The sequence below is a fragment of the Nocardia sp. CA-145437 genome (assembly GCF_050956485.1).
GTDB lineage: Bacteria > Actinomycetota > Actinomycetes > Mycobacteriales > Mycobacteriaceae > Nocardia.
The window spans coordinates 7376911-7403545 of sequence record NZ_CP191204.1; the positions used below are offsets into that span (position 1 = coordinate 7376911).

The window sequence follows — 26635 nt, forward strand, 5'->3', positions numbered from 1 at the left end:
TGAAACCGGTTGATGCATCACATACCGAGCTGTCTGCGCAGCTGCCTGCCCGGCGAAGGTTGCGGGTAGTCACCGGTTTTCAGGCGGCGCGCAATGTCAACGAGCATTTCCTCGCTATCGATGCCGAGTAGCTCGGCGACCTCGAGCACTTCCGCTACAGAGATCTCACGCGTGCCCTGCTCGGTCCGCTTGTAGGTGTTCACACCCCAACCGAGAGAGTCCCAAATTTGGGACATGGTGAGCCCTGATTGCTTTCGTCGGATGCGCAGAGCATGTCCGATTGCCCTGTTTACCCTGCCGTGATCCATGGAATGAGGCTAACCCATGTGTCGCCCTTGCAGGTCCCTGAAACGGGCCGTAAGGTTTGCGGTGTGTTGGCCTGGTGGTGAGGGGCATCACGGATGAGGTCGGCGACTCCACACGTCGGGGACGGAGCAGCCGCGCGGTAACCGGGTGGAGGAAAAGTGAAATACGAGGGCTCAGACGACGATTCGGCCGACGAGGATTTGCGCCCGATGGGTCGCGGGTTGTTCAGGAGCTCGGGGCCGCGGCCGACGCCGGACGGTTCTAAGGCTCTGACTCATCGCAGCAAAGCGCTTGCGGCATTGCGGGGGCCACTCATGGATTGCGACCCGACCGAGGTTGAGAAGTCGCTGAAGCTGTCCCCGAAGGCACTGCGAGCCAGGCTGGACGGCCGCATCCCGTTCGACGCGTCCGAGCTACTCGTCGCCGCGAGACTCGCCGGCCTCGTCGCGCGCGAGCTCGTCTAGTTCCTTTTCCGCCGCGTCCAGGAAGACGCCGATATTCGTGCCGAGCGCCTTGCAGAGCTCCATGAGATTCGGTATCGACGCGGCGCGTTCGCCGCTCTCGATCCTCCGGAGCGTCCTTAGTGGCACGCCTGAGAGCTCGGTCAGTTTCTCTCGGCTCAGGCCCTTTTTGGCACGCAGTGCGCGCAGGTTCGCGCCAATGATCACGTTCGCCTGCTCTACATCAACCATGTGGGACAGTATCTGTCCCGTCCTGGGCGTGGCGCAAGCTCATCGGGCCACTTTCTGTCCCAAACGGGCATAGCGGAACGCTTGCCATGTGGCCCGTTTGGGCCTTATTGTGTCCCGTATGGGACATATCAACGAGGAGTTAGCTCGAGCGGTTGGGGAGGCGCTCGACGACGCAGGGCTCAGCGTCCGACAAGCCGCAGAGAAGACCGGAATCCCGCGCGCGACCTTGCAACGCAAGCTGCGCGGCGCGGGTAAGGCAGGTTTCGAATTCTCCGAGCTGTACAGCCTCGCCGCCGCCATTAATCGGCCGATGCGCGATCTGCTGCCGGGGGAGTGGCTCGTATGAGCGCCCCCACTGTCCCCGAGATCAAGACGTACACACTCGATCTCGTCTGCGAGATCACCGGCGCGCCGTCCCGGGACTGGCTTACGCGCCGCATCGTTCGCCGCGAAATCCCCGCCGTCCGCGCCGGAAAGGTCTGGCGCATGACGCGATCGGACATGGTCGCCGTCGTCGAGTACATGCGCCGCGAGGCCGAGGACTACATCGCCGACAAGGCAGGCCCCGCCGCCCCCGAGTCGCCCACCACGCCCGAGCCCAATCACGCCGGGCTCTCTGCGCGCAGCGCCGCGCGCCTCATGCGCCAGCGCGCCGCTACCCCCTGATCTTCCCGGGCGCGGCGCTCGCCGAAGGCCGCGCTCAGGAACGCGTGACGGCCGGGGGGACCGCCGGGTGACCCGTCACACCCGGCCCCGGCTGATCACGCAACCCCTGTCAGACCAGAGAAAGGACCGACCCGCATGTCTCCTAATGGCCGATTCGCGAACGGGACACCCGTCAGCGATTTCGAAGCGGAATTGCTGAGTCGCGCTTTCGGATTCAGCTCCGCCCGCGAGATGAACGACATCTGCGCGAGGGCCGATGCGCGCCGCGCCGCCGACACCGAGATTCGGCACCGGATCGCGGGCGCGGCATGAGCCGCCGCGACACCGTCGCCCTGCACGGGTGGTTACTGCTCGGCCTGCTCATCCTCGCCGCGATGTTCGTCGGGGCCGCATTCGGTACCGGGTGGGGCGCAGTCGTACTCGTGTGGGCCGCACTCGGGTTCGCCGCATGGGCCGTCGTCCGGGCAGGTGATCAGCGATGAGGCTCACCAACCACGGCCGCGAATTGTGGTTCGACGCGTGCCAGCGTGCGCCGATGCCGCGCGGCGAACTGCACCCGTTCGCGGAACCCGCGCCGCGTGTGCCGGTCGTCGAGACCCGACTCAGTGACGAAGACATGGGCCTCGTCTGCGACACCGTCGATACGACCGCGGCGCTCGCCGGTCATGTGCTGTCTCGCAACGCAATCGCGAGCATCGCCCGCGCGGTCGTCGACACCGCGCTCGTCCTGTTCAAGCCGCCCGCCGCCGAGGCGACGGGCGACCCTTCCAACCCCTGAAATGCCGCGCCCTACGAGGTGGAGCTCGCGGGGCGCATTCAGAGATCGAGGAGTGATCCTAATGGGAAAACACAATCGCGACCGACGCCACCAGGCGGGCAGCGCCCGCGCCCTGGTCCGCGCGATCCTTTCCCGTATCCGCAACGAGGGCGACGAAACGCAGCCTATGACGGCCGTCGTCGAGGTCGACCGCGGTCGGTTCCTGTACGACGAGTGGACGAGCCCGGACTCGTGGGCCGCGCAGCACACGACGACCCCCCGGATTCCTGCTACACCCGCTACACCTACTACACCCGATACGCGGTGGCCGTGATGTCCGGCGACAGGTGGTGGCACTATGCCGCCTGCAAGGGTCTGCCGCTCGAGGCGTTCTTTCCGCCCGGCCGCTACGACGACAAGGAACGTCGCGCCGCGGTGCTGTTCGTGCAGCGGATCTGCGTGCACTGCCCGGTGCGTATGGAATGCGCCGAAGACGCCCTCGCCAACGGCGACCGGTACGGCGTCCGTGCCGCCGTCGACCTCGGCGACGGACTGACCTACGGCAAGAAGTGGGCCGCCAAACAAGCCCGCTTGCACCGTGCCGCCGGACATCGGGACGCCGCGTGAGCAATCAACTCGTCGCCGGAATCCCGGACACGGAATATCACGCGAGCCCGGCGCTCTCGTCGAGCGGTGCGCGGCGCCTGCTGCAAGTCGCTCCCGCGCAATGGCATTGGGAGCGCGAGCACCCGCTCGCGCCGACCGATGACATGGAATTCGGCAGCGCGGTTCACTCGCTCACCTTGCTCACCGGCGCGCCCGCCGTCGACACCGGACACGACAAGTGGAACACCAACGCCATCAAGGACGAGATCGCGCAGATTCGCGCCGAGGGCGGTATTCCCATGCGGCCGAAAGAGTTCGCGGTCGCGCAAGCAATGGCGAAGGCCGCCCGGGCGCACCCTCGGCTCGGCGTCGCTCTCCAGCACGGCGAGCCCGAACTCTCCGGTTGGTGGCACGACAGCGAGACCGGCGTCGAGTGCCGGGTCCGGCCCGACGCGCTGTACCGGCCGCACGGCGACCGCGGCCCCGCGCTCGCCCTGGACCTCAAGACCAGCAATAGCGCCGACCCGACCGAGTTCGCGCGGTCGGTCGTGAAATACGGCTACCACGCGCAACACGCCTGGTACGTCGACGGTCTCGCCGCGCATGGCATCGATGCCGCATTCGTGTTCTTGGTCGTCTCCAAGGTCGCGCCGTACCTCACCGCCGCGGTTGAACTCGTCCCGGCCGCGGTCGACCTCGGCCGCCGCCGCAACCGCGAGGCCCTCGCCATCTACAAGCGCTGCACCGAGTCCGGCGAGTGGCCGGGCTACGGCCCCGACATCCATCAAATCGACGTGCCCGCGTGGGCGTACAAGGAGGAAATTCAGTGAGCACCGAACTCGCACAGCTCGATACGCCGACACGGGCCGTCGCCGTGGTCGACCCGATCGACAACCTCATGCGGTACGCGGACGCGATCGAGATCGCTTTCAGCTTCGCTGAGAAGTTGTGCCGGACTGCGCTCGTGCCCGACCGGTACCGGGGCAAGCCGCACGATGGCGCGGTCGCCATCCTTTACGGGGCCGAGCTGGGACTCAACCCGATTCAGTCGCTACAGCAGGTGTTCACGGTGCACGGAACGCCTGCCATCTATGCGCGAACCATGGTGGGCCTGCTCAAGTCCAAGGGCTACCGGATCGGCACCGTCGAGACGAGCGACGACTCGGTGACCGTCGCCGGACGCGCGCCGAACGGCGAAGAGGAACAGAGCACTTGGACGATCGAGCGCGCGAGCCGCGCGGGCTACGTACCCACGATCGACGGCCGCACCGGCAAGTACAAGACCAACGCCAGCGGCAAGCTCATCGGGAACGAGAAGTACCTCACCGACCCGCAAGCGATGCTGTTCGCGAAGGCCGCCGCCGAGGTGTGCCGCAAGCTTGCCCCCGACGTGCTGCTCGGTATCGCCTACAGCGTCGAGGATCTCGAATCCGAGCCCGTGCGTGTGCATTCCGACCGTGTCGACCTGCTGCCCTCGGGTGGGGCCGCCCCGTCCGCCTCGTCGGTCCTGGACTCGCTCGGCCAACCGCCGGCGGGGACCGCCTCGGAATCGGGTGGAAAACCGGACACTGCGCAGGTCCCGGACTCGACCAGCGCCGCGGCCGAGGCGGATTCGCCGGAACCTGCGATGAGCACTCGGGCGCAGCAGAAGCGCCTTAGCGACCTGCTCGACGCAACCGCGGATTCCGGCGAGATGCCGCGGGCGGAGAAGCGCGCCTATCTCTCGCAGCAGTTCGGCCGCAAGATCACCAGCGCGGCGCAACTCACGGCGACCGAGGCCGAGGAGTTGATCGAGTACCTCGAGGCACCGATCGAGCCGGACTCGGTCGCCGAGGCCACCGACGCCCGCGCGCTGCCCGCCGAGCACCAGGTCGACGCCGAGGCCACCGAAGCGGCACAGAGCGACTACGCGCTCGACTGGTCCGCACCCGGCCCGCAGGACGAGACCGAGGGCGGTGAGCAGGCATGAGCCAGTCCGCCAGCGAGAACCAGAAGCGCTCGGCCGCGGGCCTCTGGGAAGTCGGTTACGAGTACCTCGTCGATTCGCTGCGCGTCCACGACACGTACGCCGATCGCGCGCACGCCGCGCAAACCGCCCTCGTGTTCTTCAGCGCCTCGCAATCGCGGGCGCTGCTCGATCTCACCGACCGCCTCGGCGCGCTGGTCGTCGAGCAGCACACCGGAAACCTCATCGCCGCCTACAAGTCCGGCGCACTCGACAGCGCCGAGGACTACGGGCGTGTCCGCGAACTGATCAAGGGGCTACTCGGCCCCGTCCGAACGGAAGGCCGTACCGCATGACCACCGACGAAGCCCGCTACGTGTGGAAGAACCGCGACCACTACGACGATGCCACGGTCGATTACGCCGTGCAGATTCTCGAGCAGGCGGGGGAACTGTGATGAGCACTCGCACCTCGATCACGGTCGGCACTGCCGACCTGCGCCAGGCCCTCAGCGCGGTTCGTGTGCACGCAACCGCCGACAAGGACCTCGCCGAATACCACCGCATCCGACTGGTTTTCGGCCCCGAGAACGTCGTCGTGACCGCGACCGACCGGTTCACCGCCGGTCTCGCGATCGTCTCCCAATGGGACAGCGACGCCGACACCGATCTCGTCGTCGAGCTGCTGCCCGATGACGTGGCGAAGATCCTCGGAATCTTCAAGGCAGGCGGGAAGGAACTCGGCGAAACCCCTGAGTACATGGTGCGTTTCGAGATCGACGAGCAGCACGTCACCCTCACCGACTGTTCCGGCATGATCGACGGCCGCGCGCTGCGCGTGCCGAGGCTCGCCACGCAAGACGCGCTCGACGCCGTACCGGGCCTGATCTACCGAACGCACGCCGGACAGCAAGCCCTACTCGTCGACATGACCGTGTCCGGCGACTCGCTCGCACGGTTCAAGGTGGCCGCCGCTGCCTACGGTTCGTCGGTCGCGATCGAGGCCCGCGGCGAAGGTCGCGCCCTGCTCATCCGTTGCGGCGAGGCATTTCTCGGCGTCATGTCCCCGCGGCGACTGACCGAGGACGACGTACAGCGGGCGGGGGAATGGGCCGAGGCGTGGGGCCGCCGCCTGCCCGAAATCGCGTCCGTAACCACGGAATCCGGCGGCGAGTAGCCCGCTCGAGGATCTCGCGAGGGGCTCGCGGCTGAGCCCCTCGCGACCTCCACACCGACGAAAGGAGGACAGCCGATGCGTATCCGCAGCACAAAGCCCGAGTTCTGGCGCTCCGAAACCATTGCGGCGCTGGACTGGGACGCGCGCCTGATCCTCAAGGGCATCGAGGCGTACGTCGACGACAACGGAGTAGGCAAGGACTCGGTTGTACTCATCTGCGCCGACGTGTTCCCGCACGATCTCGCCCGTGATCCCGACACCCTCGCGAGGGTGTCGCGAGGGTTGCAAGCACTTTGCGACGCCCAAATCATCGCCCGCTACACCATGGGCGGCGAGCGCCTGCTCTACGTCCGCAAGTGGAAATCGCTCCAACGCGTCGACCGACCGAACAAGGGCCGCCACCCTCGGCCCGATGGGACGCTCGAATACGCAGACGACGTAGACGAGAGCGTTTGCGCAGGTCTAGGCGCTACGGAATCCGGGCCCGCCGCCGATTCGCGAGACCCTCGCGAACCTGTCGCGACACCCTCGCGAGCACCTCGCGACACCCCATTGACTGGAACAGAGGAACAGGGGAACAGAGGAACAGAGGAAACCCCCTCGCCTCACGCGCGCACCTCACTTGCGCTCGTGCCCGCGAAAGCGAGCGGGGGAAGCGCGCAGATTGTGCAGCGCCTCAACGCCACCGCGCGCAGCGGCCCGGCGCACGCGATCGCGGTCGCGTTCTCTGATTCCCTGCCAACTCCACTCGAGGGACGCCTACTCGCGAAGGTCGGCGTCGAGATCGACAAGTGCCTCGCCGCAGGCATCCCACCGCCCGCCATCGCCGAGGGCCTGCGCGCATGGACCGACTCGGATTCGTGGTCGCCCACGCAGATACCGAATTTCGTCCACAAGGCCAACAGCCGCGGTCGCAGCCGAGGCCGATCCAAACCCACCGAGCGCGCGGTCGACGCTGCCGCAGCAGCCGAGGAACTACTCAGGGAGGTGAAAACCCTTGGATATCGCAGCCAGTGAGAGCGCGGTCCGCGCCGCCGCCGCAGCGTGGGGGCGGGCGAGGATCTACGACGACAAGCTCGGCGACCCCGACAAGGCCCGCCTCGCGGCATGGGCCGAGGCAATCGAGCGGTGGCAACTCGACGCCCCGGACCTGCTCGAGGGTGTCATTCGCTACTACGAGGCCGAGACCACCGGCCGCACAATGCAAATCGGCGACCTGCTGCACCACGCCCGCGAGGTTCGGCGCCAGCGCGCCGAGCGCGACAAGGCCACGCAAGCCCGTGAGGCCGCCGCCGCGCTCCCGGCCGGACGTAGCCAATACGCGGGCCTGCCCATCACCGCCGAAGGCAAACCGATCCGCGCCGCCTACGAGACCGAGGGCGCGGTCGACCGCAAATGCCCGAACTGTCATGCGGCCGTGGGCGACCCGTGCCTCTCGGTACTCGGCCGCACACAGCGAATTCCGTGCCTCGCCCGCATGACCGGCCGCACCGCCCCGGTAGGGCAGCCATGAGCGGCGACGGGCCCGCCGCCGAGCGCTACGAGGTCGACCTCGAAACGCTGCTGCTCGTGTTCCTGGACGGCATGCACACCGGCGCGGCGACCGTCATAGCCCGATTCGCACGAACCATGTCCGGCGACGAGGCCGACCTCGCCGCCGCCGCGATCCTCGCCCCGATCAATGACGACCCGCTCGCCCTGGAGGAACTCCGCGCTCACGTACTGCGCCGTCTGACCGGCGACATCCCACCCGACACCACCGAAGTTCGCGTTTACGGAAGCGAGTAACCCCATGTTGCCCAAGACGACCAAGAGCGGCCGATACATGCTGCGACGCTTCGCAGCCGAGGCCGTCGACGTGTACCTCACCCCGACCAAGCCCGGAAACGGCGTCTCGCGAGTGCATCTCGACCGGCTGCTCGACGACGAGCTCGTGACCCTCGGCGAACACGCGCACGGCCTCGGCCGCCGAATCCACGTGACCGACCTCGGGCACGCCGTGCTCGCCGCGCACCCCGAGGCGGCCGACCAGTGACGCACAACGACACCGAGCCCATGGTCGGCGACCTGTTCGTTTGGTATCTCCCGCAGCTCGGCTCGGGCCTGAAATTCGTGTACCCGGTGGCCGACCTCGTGACCGGCGCAGCGGTTCTCGACGCGCTCGGCAAGTTCGCGCTCTACGAGTTCCGTAACGGCATCAAGGGCGACTACGCCGACGTAGGCGGCATCAACCGATACGAGGATCTCGGCTACGGCGAGCAAGCCTGGTGCGGCGTCGACGAAGCCGAAATCACCGCGGCCCGCGGCGCGACCCGGGCCTCGGTCGGCTACGTCGTCGGCAACCGCCGCAGCGACGGCGAACTCACACAGGTCCGCGCCCGCGTGCTGACCGAACAGGCCGCCCGAGACGCCGCCCGCATGCGCGAATACGCGGTGTTCGAGCTGCGTGAGGTGACCGCATGACGCTCGATTTCGCTGCGATGAACGAGGACCCGGACGCGCCCTGCTACGACGAGGGACACCACGAGTTCGAGATCGATGGATCGGTCGTGGTGTGCCGCCGAGGGTGCGGGGCCGAAATGCCCATCGTGGAACTGGAACCCAGCGAGCATCGCGCCATCCTCGAACTGCCCTGGACCGCACCGCCGCTCAGCCTCAACGCCCGGCGAGCGACCCGCGGCGCGATGTTCGCGCACGCCCGCCTCGTCGCCGAGGTGCGGGCCGAGGTGCACAAGCTCGCCCTCGCGGCGGGCCTACCTCGGGGCCTCGATCATGTCGCCGTGCTGCTGCACTACCGGCCGAGGGACAACCGCCGGCGGGACACAGACAACCTGGTAGCGACCTTGAAACCGGCGTGCGACGCCCTCGCCGCCGGAACGGCCAAGCATCCCGGATACGGCATGGTGCCCGACGATATCCCGCGCCACATGGCGAAACCCGAGCCGATCATTCACGAGGCCGAGCGCGGCATGCCCGGCGTGCTATGGCTCGAAATCACATGGGAGGCATGACATGGTCGAGATCCTGTGTGCCGAGTGCACGCGCCCCGTTCGCGACGGGCTCACGCTCTGCGTTACCTGCGGAGACACGCTGTGCGAGGCTCTGCTCGCGGTGCCCGAGCTGCTGCTCGATCTCGAGATCACCCGCGCCAAGCTCGACCGCGTGCAGGGCGAGCGCACCGCCGGACGCTCGGCCGAGACCGCGCTACCGGTGCGCGCCACCATGCGCGGCGCGACCATGGTCGGCGACCAGGCCCTCACCGCGCTTACGACCACCGTCACCGGCTGGACACACGCCCTCGCCGAGGACCTCGGAGTGAGCCCGCATATCAACGGGCCGTGGCTGATTCACCTCACCGAGCAGCACCGCGGCGACCCGCCCCGCGACGGCGCGACACTGCCCCTCGTCCGCCTCGGCACCCTCGAGCAGGCGGCCGTGTGGCTCGCACAGCACCGAGAACCGTTGCGCGCCTACGAGGCCGCCCTCGAGCTGCTGCGCGACGTGACCGGCGCGGTAGCCCGCCTACGCGCCGCGATCGACCGACCGCGCGAACTGCGGTACCTCGGCCCCTGCTCCGAATGCGGGGCCGAGCTACGCGCCGAGCCCGGCGAGACCTGGGTACGGTGCCGCGTGCAATCGTGCCGAACACAGCACGAGATAGCCCGCCTTGAGGACAAGGCCCGCGACGCAGCCGAAGACCGGCTGTGCACACGCGCCGAGCTGCTGCGCGTGCTGTCCGCCCTCGGCGTGCCGGTAGCGTCGCGGACACTGTATTGGTGGGCGAGCGAGGGCAAGCTCGAGCAGCGCGGATGGATGCACCCCGGCGAGCACGGCCCCCGCATCACCGACCACAAGATCGACGAGACCGACAAGCCCGTCTATCGGGCAGGTGACGCGCTCGCCCTGGCGCGACGCGAGCCACACGAGGGAGGATCGGCCGCATGAGCTGGAAAGCACAGGCAATATGTGTGGACTGCTGGCACCGGGCGCACCCCGCCCACCGCGCGCCCGCACGCGAGGACGGGCCGCAGGACCGCTGTGTCATGTGCGGCAACGAGACTCGCGCGGGTCTGTACGAGCGGCTCGATACCGAGGCCGTGCCGTTCCCGGCCCCGGACTATGACGACCCGTTCGACCGGCCGCTCGGCTACGACTACGAGGTACTTCCGGACGGCCGCGTACCCGTGTGGATCATGGGCGGCATCGGCGACCAGGCCCGCGCGGTGACACCGTGGCGCAAGCACGACAACCCCGCGACGCTCTCGATTGCCGAGATCGCGCGAGACGCTGGCATAGCGCCCGGCGAAGTGGTGGGCCGCGAGTTCTTCGCGGCCGGTGACGAGCACAAGCTCACCGATTTCCGGCTCAAGCACGACCCCCGGAAATGAGCGAAGCCCCTCGGGCCGGTGGGTTACACCGTCCCGAGGGGCTCTCGGTCACTCGAAGCTCTGCAAGATTCCCCAGGTGGATTCGAAGGCCGTCAGCATCATCGATGCCGCCTCGCGGTACCAGGCTGATCCCTCCCGCAAGTACTTGCGGTACATCTCAATCCCGGTGAGCCACTTGAGAATCATCTCGCCGAGGAAGTACTTCACATCGCCGTCGCCGGGAAGCTCTGGCAGGTGGATGTACGCATCGATCACGGCCCGGTAGTGACTTCCGATCGAATCCGGATCGTGAAGCTCCGGGAGATCGTAGGGAAGTTCGAGCCTCAGGAGGAGGCACTTCCGGAGGATCATGTACGCCTCGAGGAACTCGTCGTCGAGCATGTCGCTCTCCTTGCTGCTGTGGAGTTTTCAATGTGTGTGTCTTCGGGGTCTGACTCCCTCTGACACATATCACTATACAGCATTGGAGCATCATTAAGCAACGCCTCGGGTAAGGGAAATCCGAGGTGTCACAACGCAATCCGACTCGATCTCAGCGCCGCCGCGGCCGACGCTCGGCCATCTTGGCATCCACCGTCGACCGCTTCCACCGGCGTACGCCGTTCTTGTCCTCGTCCGGCTCACCGAACCGGCCGCGGCTGATATCCGCGCGCACCGTGCCCGCCGCGAGGCCCGTGTGCTCGACAATCTGCGCGGGCGTGAGCAACTCGTCGGGGTCGCCAGCGTCGGCCGTGTCCCGGCCGAAGTGTTTGCGGTACGCCTCGTCGACCGCGTCGGCGTCGAATTCCAGCCAGCGCCCACGCTTCTCGGGCAGCGGCGCGGGCCACGCGTCCGACGCCATCCAACGCCGCACGGTGACCAGGCTGCGCCCGTACTTGTCTGCGATCTCTTGGGCAATCAAGCGCTGTACCATCGAAGGGCCTCCATTGCTGAGGTTCAATGTGTGCTGACCGGCGAGGGTCTGACCAGGGGAAACCCTGTCTTCGCCGGTCAACCTCACTCGCATATCATTATGCAGCACTCGCGCATCCTTTCGCAACGGATTCCGGCATAATCAACACGCCGACCGCCGGCACTCGGATTGCCAGCAAACGACCAGGTCGCTAGCCTTTGCAACGAAAGCCGCTGCTGACGACCCGACCCCGGAATCTGTCACAGCGGTTTTTTCATGCCCGCAGCACGTCAACCCGAGGCAGATGCTCGGGCAAGCACACCCAACGACGGCGGGGCCTGCCATCGCCCCCACTCCGCAACCCCGAGCAGCAAACCTCGGGGGGTGACCGCTGCGTGCCCAGGGCATGACCCACCGCACCACCTCGAGGAGAACCTCATGCTCGAAACCCTGTCCGCCGCAGCGCACGCCGTCGACTGGTCCCTCGTCACCCGCGCGGTACTCAACGTCGCCGGTGCCCTGCTCTCGGCCATCTTCTAGTGGACGCGCTCGGCCTACTGGCCTGCCTGCTGCACCACCCGATCCGCACGCTCGAGCAGGTCTACACGACCCCGCTCGGCCGGTGGCAGTGGTGAACATCCACTACCGCGGCGCGGACGGCTCGGGCTGGCACCTCACCGCCGGACCGGCCGCCCGCCCGAAGCGCCTGCCCAACTGGCTCGACACCCTGCTCGTCCGCACCGGGCAGCGCATCGCGCGACGGATACGGCTCTACCGATGAGCCGCCGGACGACCACGCAAAAGGGCCTCGGCTGGAAGCACCAGCAACAGCGCGCCCGCCTGCTCGCCCAGCTGCGCGACGGCGATGCGTGCTGGTGGTGTGGACTGCCCATGTATCGAGTCCAAGCCCTCGCCGCCGACCACTCGCACGCCCGCGCCCATGGCGGCACCATCGCCGACCGGCTGCTACACGAGCTGTGCAACAAAGAGCGCGGCGACGGCTCGCGCGACGACAAACGACCAGCGCTCACCCGGCACACCGGCGGACACCCCGGCAACGTCCTGACCTGGGCAAACGCGCCGCAAGCCTCTGACCTGGGAAAATACTGACCCCCGGGGGCTGACTCCGCCGCGGTAGTCAGGCTTTTTCTCTCTCCCCGTGGGCGCTGGCGGGCGGTTGGGGGTGTGGTGACCACGATCGCGCCCGCCGGTGGCCTCGTCGGCATCCAAGAGCCGCGCATCGCGCTCCGACCGGCAACGATGTGCGATTTCAGCGCTGGCGAGTCCGCGCTACGGCACGCCGCCCTCACATCGAACCGTCATGTGCCCTGGCAGGCGTCCGGGGTGCGTGAAGGCATGGCGAAGACCGCCGAAGGCAAGTGGGCCGCCCGCGAGGTCGGCGTGCTGGCCAGCAGGCAGAACGGCAAAAACGGAATCATGGAAACCGTCGAGCTCGGTTGGATGATCGACGAGCCCGGCATTCAGATTCTCCACACGGCCCACAAGTACAAAACCGCCATGAAAGCGATGAAACGCTTTGTGGCGCTGTTGAAGTCGTCGCCGAAGCTGTGGGCGCACGTGGCCAAGAACGGTATTCGGTGGGCCAACGGTGCCGAGTCGATCGAGTTCGCGAACGGCTCGGTGATCGCGTACTCGACCCGCACCAACCAGGGCGGCCGAGGCGAGTCGTACGACCGCATCGTGTTCGACGAGGCGATGGTTCTCAGCGCCGCCGCATTCGCTGCGATCCGCCCGCTACTCACGACCGCCGATCAGCCGGGCAGCACCGGCCCCGGTGGTCAGATCTGGTTTCTCGGCTCGGCGGCCGACGCCGATAGCCAAGAGCACTGCGGACAGTGGGCGGCGCTGCGCGAGCGCGCGCTCGACGGCGAACCGCGGTTGCTGTGGCTGGAATGGTCGGCCGAGCCGCCTCCCGAGGACGCGACCCGCGAGGAGCGCGCCGCGTGGCGTGCCGACCGCCGCAACTGGGCGCAGGCGAATCCGTCGCTCGGCTACCTCATCACCGAGGAAACGATCGAGGACGAACTACGCGGCGCACGTGCCGCCCTCGAGAAGTGGGAAACCGAACGGCTCTCGGTCGGCCGGTGGCCCCGACAGGCCGAGGAACGCGAACCGGTTGTGCCCCTGCACATCTGGGAAGGCATGGCCGAGGTGAACGTACAAGTACGAGGCCCGATCGCTGTCGCCCTGGACATGACCCCCGACCTCAAGACGTGCGCGATCGGCGCAGCGACGCACACCGTCGACGGCCGCATACGTGTCGAGCTCGGCTACCACGGTTCGCCGCGGGACGTGCTCGACCGGATCGTTGATCTCGTCGCCCGGTGGGACCCGTGCGCGCTCGTCATCAACTCGAGTTCCCCCGCGGCGTCGCTGGTCCCCAAGCTGCGCGCCCTCGGCATCGAACCGGAAATCTCGAACTTCACGCAGGCGGCAGACGCCGCGGTGGGCCTGGTCGACGACGCGCTCGGCGGCCGACTCTCGCACGGCGACGACCCGCGGATCTGGGAAGCGCTCGGCGTCGTCGAGACGAAACCGTTCGGCGGCGGCCGGTTCGGATGGGACTACACCGCGGGCGAGGTGACCCGCGTCCAGGTTCTCAGCCTCGCCCGGTGGGGGCTGCTGACGTTCGGCCTCGAGACGGTGACCCCGCCGCAGACACCGACGCAGATCGACGACGACACGACCGTGATCGAGGACGAACTCATGTCGATGGGTTTCTAGGGGGTGAGCATGACCGCACCGACCAACGAAATCGGTTACGCCACCGAGGGTTACAGCGTTGGTGGCATTGGATTTTGGCAGGCCGCCGAGGAGACACCCGAGCTGATCTGGCCGCATTGCACCCGCGTGTATCGGCGCATGGCGCGGCAGGACGCGCAGGTGACCTCGGTTATGCGGGCGGTGACTCTGCCTGTGAAGCGCACGAATTGGCGGATCGACCCGAACGGCGCACGGCCCGAGGTGGTCTCGCACATCGCGAACGATCTCGGCCTACCCGTCGTCGGCGGCCCGCCGGTGACCGGTCGACGCCGCGGCCGGTTCTCGTGGACCGAGCACCTCACCGCGGCACTGCTGTGCCTGCGGTACGGGCACTCGTTTTTCGAGCAGGTCTACACGGTCGACGAGACGACCGGGCTCTATCACCTGCGCAAGCTCGGGCAGCGGCTCGCCGAGACCCTCTCCGATATCGAGGTCGCGCCGGACGGCGGGCTGATCGCGATCGAGCAATACGGATGGGGCGCGGCCGGTGCCGTGCGCATCCCGGTCGAGCGGCTCGTCGCCTACGTCGTCGACCGCGAGGGCGGGGACTGGACAGGGTCGAGCCTGCTACGGCCCGCATACAAGCACTGGCTCATCCGTGACCGGCTGTTGCGCGTGCAGGCCCAAACGATCGAGCGAAACGGGATGGGCGTCCCCGTCTACGAGGCAGGCCCGAACGACGACCAAACGCAGATGGACGCGGGCCGCAAGATCGCGCAGAGCTACACCTCGGGCAAGGCGTCCGGGGCCGCGACCCCCAACGGCGCGCGGCTACGGCTCGCCGGTGTCGAGGGCAACCTTCCCGACGCACAGCCCGCGATCAACTACCACGACGCCCAGATCGGCCGGTCGGTGCTGGCGCACTTTCTCAACCTCGGAAACCAAACGGGCAGTTGGGCACTCGGCACCACGTTCGCGGATTTCTTCGTGATGTCCCTACAGACGGTCGCCGAGCTCATCCGCGACACCACGCAGGCCCACGTGATCGAGGACCTCGTCGACGCCAACTGGGGGCCACAGGAACCCGCGCCGCGCCTGGTATTCGACGAGATCGGCTCGCGCAAGGACGCCACCGCCGAGGCGCTGAAAGTCCTTATCGAGGCGGGAATCATCTCGCCCGACGAGGCGCTCGAGCGCGCGGCCCGCCAGGACTACGGGCTACCGGCGAAGGACCCACTCGACGACCAACCGCCGGCGGTGGTGCCCGTGCTCGCTCCGGCGGCCCGGCGCGCCCGCGCCCGCATCGAACCGGACGGAGCGCTGACGCTGTGGTGAACAATTCGACCCCCCTCGGCAACCGCCGCCGCGCCGAGCGGCCCTCGCCCTGGTATCGGATCGAGAACTCGGCAACCTCGCCCGAGGTGCTGATTTACGACGAGATCGACCCATGGTGGGGCGTGTCCGCGTCGACGTTCGCGCGCGACCTTGCGCAGATCGACGCCGACGCGATCACCGTGCGGATCAACTCGCCCGGCGGCGACGTGTACGAGGCCCTCGCCATCTTGAACACGCTGCGAGGCCACCGTGCCCACGTGACGACCGTCGTCGACGGGCTCGCCGCGAGCGCCGCCTCGTTTATCGCCATGGCGGGCGACGAGATCGTGATCGGCCGCAATGCCGAGATCATGATTCACGACGCCAGCGTGTACGCGAGCGGCAACGCCGAGCAGCTGCGCAAGCACGCCGACAACCTCGATCGGATCTCGGACAACATCGCGTCCATTTACGCCGAGCGCGCGGGCGGCACCGTCGAGGACTGGCGCGCCGTCATGCAGGCCGAAACCTGGTTTTCGGCATCCGAGGCCATCTCCGCCGGTCTGGCCGACCGTCTCGATTCCGTCCCGCCGACCGAGGAACTCGCGCCGGTCGCGCGGTTCGACCTGTCGGCATTCCAGTACGCGGGCCGCCACCAGGCACCCGCACCCCGTACGCCCTCAGCCACCGAGGCCGAGGCAAACCAGAAGGGAACGCGCATGACTGCTCTTGCTGCCATCGCGAAGCGCCTCGGCGTCGCCGAGGACGCCGACGAGAACACTGTGACGGCCGCACTCGACGAGATCCTCGCCGGGCGTCCGAAGTCCGCAATCGCGCCGGTCGAACTGCCTTTCAACGACAACGACACCGCGTTTCTCCGGCTGCTCGTACAGTCCGGTCCTGCGCTGCTCGACGCTGCGAATGCTGCGGTGAGCGACGGCATTTCGCCCGACGTGGCCGCCATCGCGCAGCCGATCGCGGACTCGTTTTCCGATGCGATCGACACCGCAAACGAGGCGCTGACCGCGTGGGGGCAGGAAGGCGACCCGGCCCCGGCCGCGCCTGCCGCGCCGGACCAGGCCCCGGCCGCGCCCGGGAACCGGCTGCCCGCCGGTGTCGTCGCGATCGACTCGGCGACCCTGGGCGAGCTCCAGGCCGCCGCGCGCCGCGGTGACGAGGCCCGCGCCGAGCAGGAACGCGCCACCCGCGCCGCCGCGGTCGACGCCGCGGTTCGGGCCGGGCGTATCGCCCCGTCGCAGCGCGAGGCGTGGATCGAGCGGCTCGACAAGGTCCCCGGCGAATTGGCGGTGCTCAACGCGCTCGCGCCGGTCTATCCGGTCGGGCTGGAAATCGGCCACGCCGGAACCATCCACAACGACGACGAGGGCGAGTCCGTCTACTCCGCCCTGTTCGGAAAGGACGCCTGAAATGCCCGAGTACGCCCCGATTCACAAGCCCGGCGAAGCATTCACCCGCACCACCTCGGCGGCCGTGACCGCCGGACAGGTGCTCATCGTGTCGGGCAACGACACCGTCGCCCCCAGCTCGGCCGCCTCGGCAGCATGGCTCGGCGTCGCTGCGTTCGACGCCGCGAGCGGCGACATCGTGACCGTGCTCTCGGGCGGTGTGCACGAGCTCGCCGCCTCCGGCGCCATCGCCGCCGGTGCCCGCGTGATCACCGCGGCGGCCGGTGCCGTGGCGGATATCGCCGCCGGTACCGACTATTCGCAGATCGTCGGCGTAGCCCTCGCGGCAGCGTCCGGCGGCAAGGTTCGCGTCAAGCTCGCCCGCTGATTCCTGGAAGGACAACACGATGCCGTACACCTACCCGCCCGCGGCACCCTCGATCTCGGGCGACAACATCACCATTTCGCGGTTCCTCAAGGACCCGACGTTGATCGCGCGCCGTCTGCGCACTCTCGCCGAACAGCGGTTCATCGCCGATGTGCTGCTGTCCGGCCGGTTCGACGCGGTCGGCGGCTCGATTGCCTACGAGCAGAACGAGAGCCTCTACAGCGACCGCGCGCCCGAGCCCGTCGCGCCCGGCGCTGAGTACCCGCTGACCTCGATCAGCGAGGGAACCGCGCAGCTCGCGAAAACGGTCAACTGGGGCCGCGACTCCGAGATCACCGACGTGTCCATTGCGCGCCGCAAGATGGACCCGGTCAACCGCGCGTTGATCAAGCAGGTGAACCAGATGGTTAAGACCGTCGACTCGGTCGCGCTCGCCGCGATCGCGTCGCAGGTGACCCAGACCTCGGCCGCCGCGTCGGCGTGGTCCTCGGGTTCGCCGACCATCCTGCGTGACGTGCTCAAGGTGGTCGCGAACATTCGCGCCCTCAACGAAGGATTCGAGCCGGACACGATCGTTGTCGACGACATCACGTGGGCCAACGCGATGTCCGATCCGAACATCGCGAACCTGCTCAAGCGCGAGGACGGGCTCGCCCCGATCTACACGGGCAACTTCCCCGAGATCGCGGGCCTGCGGTTCCTGCCCACCCCGAACCTGCCCGTCGCCGGTACCGCGTTCGTCGTGGACTCGACGCAGCTCGGTGGTATGGCCGACGAGAAGCTCGGCGGCCCGGGCTACGTCTCGGCCGGTGGCGGCATTCCCGGCGTCGAGGTCAAGAGCATCCGCGACGACCTCAAGGACCTTTACCGTCTGCGGGCGCGTCGCGTCACGGTCCCGATCGTCGTCGAGCCGCGGGCGGCGTGGAAGATCACGGGTGTCTGACCATGAGCGTTCGTGTAACCGCGCCCCTCGTGGTCGCTCCGGACGCGGCCGGGCTGCTGCGCTACCGCTACCGCGGGGCCGTGCTCGGCGTCGACGATATCGACGCCGAGGCCGCGGCCCGGCTGCTCGACGACGGTTTGATCGAGCCTGTCGACACCGGGCTCGTCCTTGTCGACGACGAGGACCCCGGCGACGACGAGCAGCCCGTCGACGGGGACCAGGGCGACGGCGAGGGCCAAGCCGACGAGCAGCCCGCCGCCGTCCCGGCTCGGCCGTTGAAGGCCGCGCCTAAAGACGCGTGGGTTGCCTACGCCGTGTCGCGCGGCATGACCGAGGCCGAGGCCGACGCCATGACCCGCGCCGAGCTCGTCGCCAAGTTCGCCGGGGCGTAAGCATGGCCCTCGCGACCGCTGACGACGTGGCGCTCGGCTGGAAGGTGTTCACCGCCGACGAGCGCCAGCGCGCCGAGCTGCTCATCGCCGCGGCCGAGGCGTGGATACGGGACCCGTCTCGGCGGCCCGACATCGTCGACGGCGACCCGATCGGTAAGAACGTCGTCGTCGAGGTGGTGCGGGCCGCCATGGCGGTACCGGCCGGATTCGCTGGCCACACCGCGTATGCGGAAACCATGGGGCCGTTCGCGCGGTCGGGGACCCTCGCCACCCCGGCCGGTGTCCTGCAATTCCTCAAGGCCCACGAGGACATGCTCGGCATCACCACGGCACCGATGCCGAGCGGCTCATTCGGCGACCCGCCCGGATACCGGTACCCGCCACCGGGGGCGGTGCTCCCGTGAACCTCACCGTGATTCGCCACCGCGGCCCGCGGTGGGACGACGACGGCAACCCGCTACCCACCACCGACACCCCGCTCACGGCGACCGCGATCGCGCCGGGCACGAACCCGGACATGATCGACCGGGGCCGCGATGGGCAGCGTGTCGAGGTCAGCGTCTATTTCCTGCCCGCAGTCGACCTCACCGGCGCGGACGAGCTCACCGTCAACGGCGAGCGGTACGCCCTCGCCGTCGAGCCGTGGCCCTCGCCCTGGTCGACCTGGTCGGGCACGGTCGCCCTGTGCAGCCGAGGGGAGGGATGAGCATGCCTCCGAAGGTCCGACTCCACAACGCGAACGTCGGGAAAATGCTGCGCCTGAAATTCGCGCCGCTGGTCAACGAGCTCGCCGACCGGATCGCAGCCGCGGCCGGTGACGAGGCGTTCGTCGAGACCTACTCGACCGACCGCTCGGCCGCCGCGGTGCTCGTGCCCACCGAGGTACAGGCCCGCGACGGCGCGCTCACCCGCGCCGCCGCCTCCCTCGGCCTCGAGGTGCGCACGAAGTGAAGCCGTACCGACTCCCGGCCGACCCGGCGAAAGCGATCAAGGACCACCTCGCCGCCGTCCTGCCCGGCCTGGTCGGTGCGCCCGCGCCGGAAATCGGGCTATCGCTGCGCTCGGACTGGAAGCCGAGCAGCCCGCCGGCGGTCGTCGTGTTCGACGACGGCGGCCCGAATCAGTGGCCGATCAGCACCGCGCCCACGATCCGAGTCACCGTGTGGGCCAACGGCCGCGACCGCTCCCGGCTGATCGCGGGCGTGTGCTTCGGTGTGCTGCTCTCACACCGGATTCCGGGCATCGCCACCATCACGCAACCGTCCGGACTGATCGAGGCCGTCGACTCCAACAACGCAGGCCGCATGTGCTCGTTCACCGTGCGCGCCCTCGCCCGCTCGCTCGCGGGCTGAATCCCACAGTCCACCTGCCCCTTTCGGGTGGGGGAACCACGCCGCCCCGAGTAATCACTCATCCTCACGAAAGGGGATAGCCACCATGGCACTGACGCGCAATCCCGATGCTGTGCAGATCTTCGCCGACGCAGCGATTTTCGTCGGCAAGACTCTGACCCCGCACATGCCCGCCACCATCGCCGACGAGTTCGACGACACGTGGGACAACCTCGGCATTCTCAACGGCGACGACGGCGTGAAGAACGCCCGCGAATGGGACGTGACCGAGCATATGGGCTGGGGAATCGGCCTGTACCGCAAGGGATACAAGAACTACAAGGAATCCCGCGTGTTCACCTGCCTCGAGTCGAACAACACGACTCGACGGATCGCGCACCCGGGTTCGTCGGCGACCAACATCGTTGTTCCGCGACCGGGCTATTTCGTGCTCGCGTTCGAGTTCATCAACGATCTTGGCGTGCCCGAGCGCCTGTTTCCGGCGCGGCCGTCTCAGTGCTGGATTCCGAACCTGGATCGCAACGAGTCCGACCCGACTGGGCACGAGGTCACGGCCGACATTTTCGCGACCGGATCGGGCCTGCTCTACACCCGCCAGTACACGCCGATTCACGAGAAGCAGCTCGTCACGATCACCGGCACCCCTTCAGGCGGAACTTTCAAGCTCGGCGGCAGCGCGGCAATCGCCTACAACGCTGCGGCAACCGTGGTGAAGACCGCCCTCGAGGCGGTGCTCGGTGTCGGCAACGTCAACGTGACCGGCACCGCGGGCGGGCCGTACACCGTGACCCTGCAAGGCGACCTCGCCGGGCAGGCGAACTCGCTGCTCGTCGCCGACGCGACCGGGCTCACCGGCGGCACCTCGCCGGGCGTGACCGTGGTCGACGCTCCCTAGGACGCGGCGCGGGGCGGAGTTCTGGCGTGGTTCGCCGCCCCCGTCGCTCTCACACCGACCACGCCAGAACGGAACCACGCCATGCCGGTACCCACCGAGGACGAGATTCGCGACGCCGCAGCGCGTCTCGGGCTCGCCGACGAGAACGGCAACTATCCACAGCGCGACCGCGCACGCATCGCCGCCGCGATCATGCAGGCCGACCAGGAACTCACCGCCGACGCCGACCCTGCGAACTGGACCACCGCGCGGCAACTCGACGAGTTCCGAAACGAGCTCTCTGCCAAGGGATTCAACGGTCCCGAGATCGTCGGCCCGGTCCTGCTCGAGGCGGCCCGCCACCTACTTCGGTCGCAAGGTCTGCGACTGGAACCGAGAGAGGAAACCACGCCATGACCACGCCCAGGAAGGCACCCGCCAAGCGCGCGACGCCGCACAAGCCCGCCGGTGTCCGCGAGCCACAGGACCACCTCAAGCCCGCCGCGCAGCGCGAGGCCGAGGGCAGCGAGTACGTGACCGTCGAATGGGGCGGACTCGCATTCGAGGTACTCGCCGACCCCGACGAGTGGGATTTCTTCACCGTGTCCGCACCGCTGTCACAGGGCAACATCGGGCTCGGGCTGATCGGGTTGCTCGGCAACGCGCAGGTTCTCACGCTGCGCAAGATGTACCCCAAGTTCACCCAGGGGCAGGCCCGCGAGCTGTACGACACGATCAGCGAAGCCCTCGGGTTCGGCTCGGGAAACTAATCGAGGCGGCCGGGTTGATCGGCCGTCCCGCGGGTAATCCTGGCCCGCTCGTTACCGTGCTGGCCCTACTCCGCCAGCACGGGGACGCGATCGAACGAGATCTGCGCCGCATCTACGGAATCCGCTACTCGGACCGCTGGCGCCGAAATCCGGACGGTACTCGCGCGCTGACTCTGCGCGAGATCTGGGTCTACGTACGGGAATTGCCGCACGACTCGTCTCTTGTGCGGACCACGAACGAGGGCCGTACCCGCTGGTCGACCACCGACTACCTGCTCGCCGATCTGTGGCAGGCATGGACCGGTAAGCCGCACTACGCCCGCCCGAAATCCGTGGCGCAGAAACAGGAAACGGCTCGCCGTCGTGCGGCCGAGCAGAAGGTCAATCGCCGATTCGCGGCCCGCCGCCGAGCGATCGAGGCCAGTAGCAAGAACGGGGGTGATGCCTGAATGGCTCAGGACGCAATGGGTTACACCACCCTGCAAGTCATCCCCGTTCTGCAAGGCGCAACCTCGGGGCTTGAGGGGCAACTCTCCGGCCCCCTCGTCAGTGCCGGGCGCAGCGCCGGGCAGGCCGCGGGGCGAGCCGTCGCGACCGGCATGGAGCAGGCGCGCGCGGCCGTCGAGCGCGCCTCGGCGGCACTGGCCGCGGCCCGCGACAAGGAAGCCGACGCCGCGGGCAAAGTCCGTGTAGCCGAAGCCAAGTTGCAGGAATTGCGGGACAAGGGCAACGCGTCCATCTCGCAGCTTGCCCGCGCAGAGGAAGCGCTCGCGTCCGCGCAGCGTGGGGCCGATCGAGCGATGCGCGCCCGGCAAACCGCGGTCGACAACCTCGCCCGCGCCCGCGCAGATCTCGCCAACGCGACAGACGACGCGGTCGAGAGCGAGTCGCGTTTCTCGCGCATGCTGTCCGGGCTCAACGAGCGAGTCGGCGGCGCGGCAAAGGAAATGGCGGGCCTCGCCGTCGCAACCGCCGGCATCGGCGGCGCGATGGAAACCGCCGCCGCCGCGATGGGCCGCGAGCAGTCCGTCGACCTGCTCGCCGCGCAGCTCGGCGCGACCCCGCAGCTCGCCGCCGACTACGGCAAGATCGCGGGCGAGCTGTACTCCAAGGGCCTCGGTGAGTCGTTCGACGAGGTGACGCAGGCAGTCGGCGCGGTCCAATCGGCATTCTCGACCCTCGGTTACGAGGGTGAGGCGTCAATCGACCAGGTGACCACTGCGGCCCTGAATTTCTCGAAGATCTTCGGTATCGAGGTCCCCGAGGCGGTGCAGACCGCCTCGCAGCTCGTCACGAACGGCCTCGCGAAGGACAGCACGGAAGCCTTTGACCTGCTGACCACCTCGTTTCAACGGGTGCCCGCCGCCATGCGTGGCGAGCTCCCCGAGATCCTCAACGAATACGGCACCAACTTCCGCGCCCTGGGATTCAACGGACAGCAGGCGTTCGGGCTGCTCGTCGACGCCGCGCAGCAGGGCAAGTTCATCCTCGATAAAACGGGGGATGCGCTGAAAGAGTTCACGATTCGCGGCTCGGACATGTCCAAGACGAGCGTGGACGCGTACACCGCGATCAAGCTCAACGCACAGGAGATGTCCAACGCCATCGCGACCGGCGGCCCGGCCGCACAGGACGCGCTACAGCGGACCGCGGCGGGCCTGCTCGCGATCGAGGACCCGGCGACCAGGGCCAACACGGCAATCGCCCTGTTTGGTACGCCTGTCGAGGACCTGTCGGTTGATCAGATTCCGAAGTTCCTCGAGGCGCTTTCGGGCGCGGGCGACAGCATGACTGGATTCCAGGGCGCGGCCGACCGCGCCGGGCAGATCCTCAACGACAACACCGCCGGTGCCCTAGAACGCCTCAAGCGCACCCTCGAGACGGGCCTCGTCGACGGGCTCACCAACGCAGCAACTTGGATGGAACAGAACCGCACCGTCGCAATCGGTCTCGGTATCGGGCTCGGCACCCTCGGCGCGGCGCTCGTGCTCGCGCGCGGCGCAGCGATGGGATACGCAGTCGCACAAGGCATCATGGCCGCCGCGACCGGCGCAGGCACCGCCGCCCTCGCAGGCAACAGCCTTGCCCTCGGCGCGTACACGATCGCGACCGGCGTAATCAAGGTCGCAACCACCGCGTGGACCGCCGTCCAATGGCTGTTGAATGCGGCGCTGACCGCGAACCCGATCGGAATCGTCGTCGTCGCGATCGCGGCGCTCGTCGCGGGATTCGTTGTTGCATACCAGAAGTCGGACACCTTCCGTGCGATCGTGCAGGGCGCGTTCGAGGGGATCAAGACCGCCGTCCTGTTCCTGTGGCAAAACGTCATGCAGCCGTATTTCGAGTGGTGGATGGCGATTTTCCGCACGGTCGGCGACGTGGCAATGTGGTTGTGGAACAACGCAATTCAGCCAGCCATGACCGGAATCGGTGCCGCCGCCGAACAGGTGTGGACCGATTTCCTGTCGCCGATTTTCAACGACACGAAAATCTTGATCGGGCTCGTCGGCGACGCCGCCGTATGGCTCTACGGCACCGCCGTGAAACCGGCGCTCGACGGCATCGGTTCGGCCCTGTCGTGGCTGTGGTCCAACATCGCGCAGCCAGCGCTAGACGGAATGAAGGCCGCCCTCGGATTCGTCGGAGACGCGGCGACGTGGCTCTACGAAAACGCCGTGAAGCCAGCGCTCGACGGCATCGGAACCGCGATCGACACCGTGTGGAACGTCACCGTTTCACCGATTTTCGACGCCATGAAAACTGGAATCGGCCTGGTAGGAGACGCTTTCGGGCTCGCGGGCGAGGCGATCAAGGGCGTCTGGAATACCGTGCTCGACGTGCTGCGCCCGGTCGCGCACGCCATCGGAAAGGCCCTGTCCGCCATCCCTTCCAAGATCGGGCCGTTCGAGGTCCCCGGCGCGAACACCGCGCACGACCTCGGCACCACGTTGCAGGCGTTCGCCGCCGGCGGTCGCGTGACCGGCCCCGGCACCGGCACGAGCGACAGCATTCTCGCGTGGGTATCGAGCGGTGAGTTCATCGAACCGGCCGCCGCTGTCACCCCCGAAACCCTGCCCCTGCTCGAAGCGATCCGCGGCGGCTGGACACCCTCGGCGAAGTTCCTCGCCGCCATGGTCGGCGAGGTCCCCGGGTTCGCCGAGGGCGGCACCGTGCCCGGAATGAATGCGGCCCGCAAGCTCGACCCGGCCGTCTACCAGATGGGTGGATTCTCGCTCGACGCGATCGACTGCTCGGGCCTGGTGAGTGCGGTCGTGAACGATGCCATGGGCAAAGACATGTTCGACTCGCGCATGTCGACCGTGAGCGAGCGGGAATGGCTCACCGCCCGCGGCGCGGTCGACGGCATCGGCGGCCCCGGTGATCTCACGGTCGGATGGTTCGACAACGGCGGCGGCGCGAACGGGCACACCGCGGTCCGCCTCGGCGACGGAACCAAGGTCGAGAGCCGTTCCGGCGACGGCGTCGTTGTCGGCGCGAACGCAACCGATGTCACAGACCCGATGTTCACCGACCACATGTACATCCCGAAAGCGCTGCTCATGGGCGGCGACAACGGCGGCGGCGCAGGCGGACTCGGCACCGGCGGCGGCACCGGTGGACTCGGCAGTGGTGGCACTGGTGGGGGTGGCACGGGCACCGGCGGCGGGGGCACCTCGGGCGGCGGCAGCACGACCCGGCCCGCGGGCAATGCGGTGCCGGTGTGGGTGGACAACTGGCCGAGCTCCATGTCGACCGGCGGCGGCACCACGACGGGCGGCGGGAACACCCCGAGCTCGGGGTCGCCGACGAACTACACGCCCGGCGGTGGCGATGACACCGAGTTCGACCAGGCCAAGGCGTACGAAACCGCCTGGTCGAACGCACAGAAGAACTTCGCCAGCGCGGGCGAGAAGTTCCTCAGCGGGCAGAAGTCCGCCATTCCCGGAATCGGTGGCTACGTCGAGGGCGTCGAGAAACAGATTTCCAACATCAACATCGTGGTCGCTGACGTGTACGAGGCCGTCAACCGGCTCACGCGCGAGCAGAAGCGCCAGACGGCGGGGAAGTAGGCGGCGTGGGCGTGTACGCGAAAGTCGAGCTGTTTGGGTGCGACGGCTCGTACTTCTGCCTCTCCGGCGACGGCGCGGGCGAGCAGGGCGTCGTACTCGGCACCAACCCCCAGGGCCTCTACGACGCCCCGGTGAAAGTGACCATAAAGCGCGGGGCGTTCGAGATCGGCGGCACCCCGACCAAGGTCGACCGCCCGCACCGCGAGATCGACCTCGGCCTCGGCGCATTCAGCGACGACGCCGAGGAATGGGCCGAGATCGACTCGCGGCTACGCATGGCATTCGACTACGAGGTTGACCCGTGGGACCCGAACGCAGGCCCCGCCCGCCTATCGATCACCACCCCGCAGCGCAGCGGTACCCGCTGGCTAGACGTGCTCTTGCTCGAGTCGCCGATCATGGCCATGGATACCGACCCATGGGATTACGGGCATTCGCTGCTCCCGGTCACTCTGGTTGCCCCGCAACCGATGTGGCGCGAGAACGATTGGCTCGGCGACGCCGATCACCCGGCCGGATGGGAAATGTCGGGCGGCTCGTCCGGCTCGGGCGAGGTGTGGCTCAGTAACCCGACCGATCGGCCGATGGCGCACGAGTGGGTTATCACCGGCGACGGCATCGCCCATATCCCGGATTTCTCGTGGACCGGGCCGAAGGGCGCGCGCGTACCCGGCGTCGACTTCCGTTCCGGCCGCGACGATTCCGGCCGTGTCTACGTCACCCCGCCGATCGGTGCGGTGAACGGTCACGGCGCGACCGTGCGCACCAACCGCATGCGCATCCCTATCGAGGACTTCACGAACACGAACCTCGCGGGCCTGTCCGGCGGTAACCGGCTGCTCTATGTCGTGCCGCCCTACACCCGGCCCACCGCGGTTCCGGTGTCGGCGTCGTCGGTCACCTCGGCGAAGTTCGGCATTCTCGCCCGCCAGCCGCGCTACTGGTCGCGCCCGTGGGGATTGGAGCGGTTCTGA

At 68.1% G+C, this 26635-nt stretch carries 40 protein-coding genes; 36 read left to right on the top strand and 4 right to left on the bottom strand.

Going from position 1 to position 26635, the window contains the following annotated elements; genetic code table 11:
* Window positions 1-17 precede the first annotated feature (17 nt).
* Together ACQPYY_RS34120 and ACQPYY_RS34125 are read right to left on the bottom strand one after the other, a co-directional pair.
* Complete coding sequence (locus ACQPYY_RS34120) at window positions 18-308, bottom strand: helix-turn-helix domain-containing protein (RefSeq protein WP_433592283.1); 291 nt, start codon at window positions 306-308, stop codon at window positions 18-20.
* 411 nt (window positions 309-719) lie between these two features.
* A complete protein-coding gene (locus ACQPYY_RS34125; protein ID WP_433592284.1) occupies window positions 720-998 on the bottom strand; it encodes a helix-turn-helix domain-containing protein in 279 nt (92 codons plus the stop codon).
* A gap of 118 nt (window positions 999-1116) precedes the next feature.
* On the opposite strand from ACQPYY_RS34125, the gene ACQPYY_RS34130 reads away from it, so the two are divergent.
* The 18 genes from ACQPYY_RS34130 to ACQPYY_RS34215 all read left to right on the top strand — a co-directional run bounded on the left by ACQPYY_RS34130 (window position 1117) and on the right by ACQPYY_RS34215 (window position 10536).
* Window positions 1117-1344: a helix-turn-helix domain-containing protein gene (locus tag ACQPYY_RS34130; protein ID WP_433592285.1), complete on the top strand. Its 228-nt coding sequence runs from the start codon at window positions 1117-1119 to the stop codon at window positions 1342-1344.
* Complete coding sequence (locus ACQPYY_RS34135; protein WP_433592286.1) at window positions 1341-1664, top strand: hypothetical protein; 324 nt, start codon at window positions 1341-1343, stop codon at window positions 1662-1664. Before ACQPYY_RS34130 ends, ACQPYY_RS34135 begins: the two co-directional genes overlap by 4 nt.
* A gap of 135 nt (window positions 1665-1799) precedes the next feature.
* The gene (locus tag ACQPYY_RS34140) at window positions 1800-1976 is read left to right on the top strand and encodes a hypothetical protein (protein WP_433592287.1); all 177 of its coding nucleotides are present in this window, start codon (window positions 1800-1802) and stop codon (window positions 1974-1976) included.
* Window positions 1973-2146, top strand: coding sequence for a hypothetical protein (locus ACQPYY_RS34145; protein ID WP_433592288.1), 174 nt, complete (start codon window positions 1973-1975; stop codon window positions 2144-2146). The genes ACQPYY_RS34140 and ACQPYY_RS34145 overlap by 4 nt, the downstream gene beginning before the upstream one ends.
* Window positions 2143-2442, top strand: coding sequence for a hypothetical protein (locus ACQPYY_RS34150; protein ID WP_433592289.1), 300 nt, complete (start codon window positions 2143-2145; stop codon window positions 2440-2442). Before ACQPYY_RS34145 ends, ACQPYY_RS34150 begins: the two co-directional genes overlap by 4 nt.
* A 213-nt stretch (window positions 2443-2655) precedes the next feature.
* Entirely contained in the window at window positions 2656-3048 is a 393-nt protein-coding gene (locus ACQPYY_RS34155; RefSeq protein WP_433592290.1) for a WhiB family transcriptional regulator, read from the top strand.
* A complete protein-coding gene (locus ACQPYY_RS34160) occupies window positions 3045-3857 on the top strand; it encodes a PD-(D/E)XK nuclease-like domain-containing protein (protein ID WP_433592291.1) in 813 nt (270 codons plus the stop codon). The genes ACQPYY_RS34155 and ACQPYY_RS34160 overlap by 4 nt, the downstream gene beginning before the upstream one ends.
* Entirely contained in the window at window positions 3854-4996 is a 1143-nt protein-coding gene (locus ACQPYY_RS34165; RefSeq protein ID WP_433592292.1) for a hypothetical protein, read from the top strand. Before ACQPYY_RS34160 ends, ACQPYY_RS34165 begins: the two co-directional genes overlap by 4 nt.
* Window positions 4993-5328: a hypothetical protein gene (locus ACQPYY_RS34170; RefSeq protein ID WP_433592293.1), complete on the top strand. Its 336-nt coding sequence runs from the start codon at window positions 4993-4995 to the stop codon at window positions 5326-5328. Before ACQPYY_RS34165 ends, ACQPYY_RS34170 begins: the two co-directional genes overlap by 4 nt.
* Before the next feature lie 100 nt (window positions 5329-5428).
* Window positions 5429-6148 (top strand): hypothetical protein, encoded by a 720-nt coding sequence (locus ACQPYY_RS34175; protein WP_433592294.1) that lies wholly within the window; start codon window positions 5429-5431, stop codon window positions 6146-6148.
* Between the two features lie 75 nt (window positions 6149-6223).
* A complete protein-coding gene (locus ACQPYY_RS34180) occupies window positions 6224-7165 on the top strand; it encodes a hypothetical protein (protein ID WP_433592295.1) in 942 nt (313 codons plus the stop codon).
* Window positions 7146-7661: a hypothetical protein gene (locus ACQPYY_RS34185; RefSeq protein WP_433592296.1), complete on the top strand. Its 516-nt coding sequence runs from the start codon at window positions 7146-7148 to the stop codon at window positions 7659-7661. The genes ACQPYY_RS34180 and ACQPYY_RS34185 overlap by 20 nt, the downstream gene beginning before the upstream one ends.
* Window positions 7658-7936: a hypothetical protein gene (locus tag ACQPYY_RS34190; RefSeq protein ID WP_433592297.1), complete on the top strand. Its 279-nt coding sequence runs from the start codon at window positions 7658-7660 to the stop codon at window positions 7934-7936. The genes ACQPYY_RS34185 and ACQPYY_RS34190 overlap by 4 nt, the downstream gene beginning before the upstream one ends.
* Before the next feature lie 4 nt (window positions 7937-7940).
* Complete coding sequence (locus ACQPYY_RS34195; RefSeq protein ID WP_433592298.1) at window positions 7941-8183, top strand: hypothetical protein; 243 nt, start codon at window positions 7941-7943, stop codon at window positions 8181-8183.
* Complete coding sequence (locus tag ACQPYY_RS34200) at window positions 8180-8611, top strand: hypothetical protein (protein WP_433592299.1); 432 nt, start codon at window positions 8180-8182, stop codon at window positions 8609-8611. The genes ACQPYY_RS34195 and ACQPYY_RS34200 overlap by 4 nt, the downstream gene beginning before the upstream one ends.
* On the top strand, window positions 8608-9159 hold the full coding sequence (locus ACQPYY_RS34205) for a hypothetical protein (RefSeq protein ID WP_433592300.1): 552 nt from the start codon (window positions 8608-8610) through the stop codon (window positions 9157-9159). Before ACQPYY_RS34200 ends, ACQPYY_RS34205 begins: the two co-directional genes overlap by 4 nt.
* Window position 9160: 1 nt before the next feature.
* On the top strand, window positions 9161-10093 hold the full coding sequence (locus tag ACQPYY_RS34210) for a hypothetical protein (RefSeq protein WP_433592301.1): 933 nt from the start codon (window positions 9161-9163) through the stop codon (window positions 10091-10093).
* Window positions 10090-10536: a hypothetical protein gene (locus ACQPYY_RS34215; RefSeq protein ID WP_433592302.1), complete on the top strand. Its 447-nt coding sequence runs from the start codon at window positions 10090-10092 to the stop codon at window positions 10534-10536. The genes ACQPYY_RS34210 and ACQPYY_RS34215 overlap by 4 nt, the downstream gene beginning before the upstream one ends.
* Before the next feature lie 48 nt (window positions 10537-10584).
* Here ACQPYY_RS34215 and ACQPYY_RS34220 read toward each other — a convergent pair whose 3' ends face one another.
* Window positions 10585-10917, bottom strand: a complete 333-nt coding sequence (locus ACQPYY_RS34220) for a hypothetical protein (RefSeq protein ID WP_433592303.1) — start codon at window positions 10915-10917, stop codon at window positions 10585-10587.
* Window positions 10918-11068: 151 nt separating this feature from the next.
* Window positions 11069-11536, bottom strand: coding sequence for a helix-turn-helix transcriptional regulator (locus ACQPYY_RS34225; RefSeq protein ID WP_433592304.1), 468 nt, complete (start codon window positions 11534-11536; stop codon window positions 11069-11071).
* Window positions 11537-12050: 514 nt separating this feature from the next.
* On the opposite strand from ACQPYY_RS34225, the gene ACQPYY_RS34230 reads away from it, so the two are divergent.
* The 18 genes from ACQPYY_RS34230 (at window position 12051) to ACQPYY_RS34315 (ending at window position 26635) form a co-directional block, all read left to right on the top strand.
* Window positions 12051-12209: a hypothetical protein gene (locus tag ACQPYY_RS34230; protein ID WP_433592305.1), complete on the top strand. Its 159-nt coding sequence runs from the start codon at window positions 12051-12053 to the stop codon at window positions 12207-12209.
* Window positions 12206-12538 (top strand): hypothetical protein, encoded by a 333-nt coding sequence (locus ACQPYY_RS34235; RefSeq protein WP_433592306.1) that lies wholly within the window; start codon window positions 12206-12208, stop codon window positions 12536-12538. The genes ACQPYY_RS34230 and ACQPYY_RS34235 overlap by 4 nt, the downstream gene beginning before the upstream one ends.
* 75 nt (window positions 12539-12613) lie before the next feature.
* The gene (locus tag ACQPYY_RS34240) at window positions 12614-14173 is read left to right on the top strand and encodes a hypothetical protein (RefSeq protein WP_433592307.1); all 1560 of its coding nucleotides are present in this window, start codon (window positions 12614-12616) and stop codon (window positions 14171-14173) included.
* Window positions 14174-14182: 9 nt separating this feature from the next.
* On the top strand, window positions 14183-15487 hold the full coding sequence (locus tag ACQPYY_RS34245) for a phage portal protein family protein (protein ID WP_433592308.1): 1305 nt from the start codon (window positions 14183-14185) through the stop codon (window positions 15485-15487).
* Window positions 15481-16893: a head maturation protease, ClpP-related gene (locus ACQPYY_RS34250; protein ID WP_433592309.1), complete on the top strand. Its 1413-nt coding sequence runs from the start codon at window positions 15481-15483 to the stop codon at window positions 16891-16893. The genes ACQPYY_RS34245 and ACQPYY_RS34250 overlap by 7 nt, the downstream gene beginning before the upstream one ends.
* Window position 16894: 1 nt before the next feature.
* Window positions 16895-17260, top strand: coding sequence for a capsid cement protein (locus tag ACQPYY_RS34255; RefSeq protein WP_433592310.1), 366 nt, complete (start codon window positions 16895-16897; stop codon window positions 17258-17260).
* A 19-nt stretch (window positions 17261-17279) separates the two neighbouring features.
* Window positions 17280-18203, top strand: a complete 924-nt coding sequence (locus ACQPYY_RS34260; protein WP_433592311.1) for a hypothetical protein — start codon at window positions 17280-17282, stop codon at window positions 18201-18203.
* Between the two features lie 2 nt (window positions 18204-18205).
* Window positions 18206-18595 carry a hypothetical protein gene (locus ACQPYY_RS34265; RefSeq protein WP_433592312.1) on the top strand — a complete coding sequence of 130 codons (390 nt, stop codon included), beginning with the start codon at window positions 18206-18208 and terminating at the stop codon, window positions 18593-18595.
* Between the two features lie 2 nt (window positions 18596-18597).
* A complete protein-coding gene (locus ACQPYY_RS34270) occupies window positions 18598-18999 on the top strand; it encodes a hypothetical protein (RefSeq protein ID WP_433592313.1) in 402 nt (133 codons plus the stop codon).
* Complete coding sequence (locus tag ACQPYY_RS34275; protein ID WP_433592314.1) at window positions 18996-19301, top strand: hypothetical protein; 306 nt, start codon at window positions 18996-18998, stop codon at window positions 19299-19301. Before ACQPYY_RS34270 ends, ACQPYY_RS34275 begins: the two co-directional genes overlap by 4 nt.
* 2 nt (window positions 19302-19303) lie before the next feature.
* The gene (locus tag ACQPYY_RS34280) at window positions 19304-19546 is read left to right on the top strand and encodes a hypothetical protein (protein ID WP_433592315.1); all 243 of its coding nucleotides are present in this window, start codon (window positions 19304-19306) and stop codon (window positions 19544-19546) included.
* Window positions 19543-19947 (top strand): hypothetical protein, encoded by a 405-nt coding sequence (locus ACQPYY_RS34285; protein WP_433592316.1) that lies wholly within the window; start codon window positions 19543-19545, stop codon window positions 19945-19947. The genes ACQPYY_RS34280 and ACQPYY_RS34285 overlap by 4 nt, the downstream gene beginning before the upstream one ends.
* Window positions 19948-20032: 85 nt before the next feature.
* Window positions 20033-20842, top strand: a complete 810-nt coding sequence (locus ACQPYY_RS34290; protein WP_433592317.1) for a hypothetical protein — start codon at window positions 20033-20035, stop codon at window positions 20840-20842.
* An 81-nt stretch (window positions 20843-20923) separates the two neighbouring features.
* Window positions 20924-21238 carry a hypothetical protein gene (locus ACQPYY_RS34295; RefSeq protein ID WP_433592318.1) on the top strand — a complete coding sequence of 105 codons (315 nt, stop codon included), beginning with the start codon at window positions 20924-20926 and terminating at the stop codon, window positions 21236-21238.
* On the top strand, window positions 21235-21591 hold the full coding sequence (locus ACQPYY_RS34300) for a hypothetical protein (protein ID WP_433592319.1): 357 nt from the start codon (window positions 21235-21237) through the stop codon (window positions 21589-21591). The genes ACQPYY_RS34295 and ACQPYY_RS34300 overlap by 4 nt, the downstream gene beginning before the upstream one ends.
* Window positions 21592-21647: 56 nt before the next feature.
* Entirely contained in the window at window positions 21648-22040 is a 393-nt protein-coding gene (locus ACQPYY_RS34305) for a hypothetical protein (RefSeq protein WP_433592320.1), read from the top strand.
* 15 nt (window positions 22041-22055) lie between these two features.
* Window positions 22056-25661, top strand: a complete 3606-nt coding sequence (locus tag ACQPYY_RS34310; RefSeq protein WP_433592321.1) for a hypothetical protein — start codon at window positions 22056-22058, stop codon at window positions 25659-25661.
* An 11-nt stretch (window positions 25662-25672) separates the two neighbouring features.
* Window positions 25673-26635 (top strand): hypothetical protein, encoded by a 963-nt coding sequence (locus ACQPYY_RS34315; RefSeq protein WP_433592322.1) that lies wholly within the window; start codon window positions 25673-25675, stop codon window positions 26633-26635.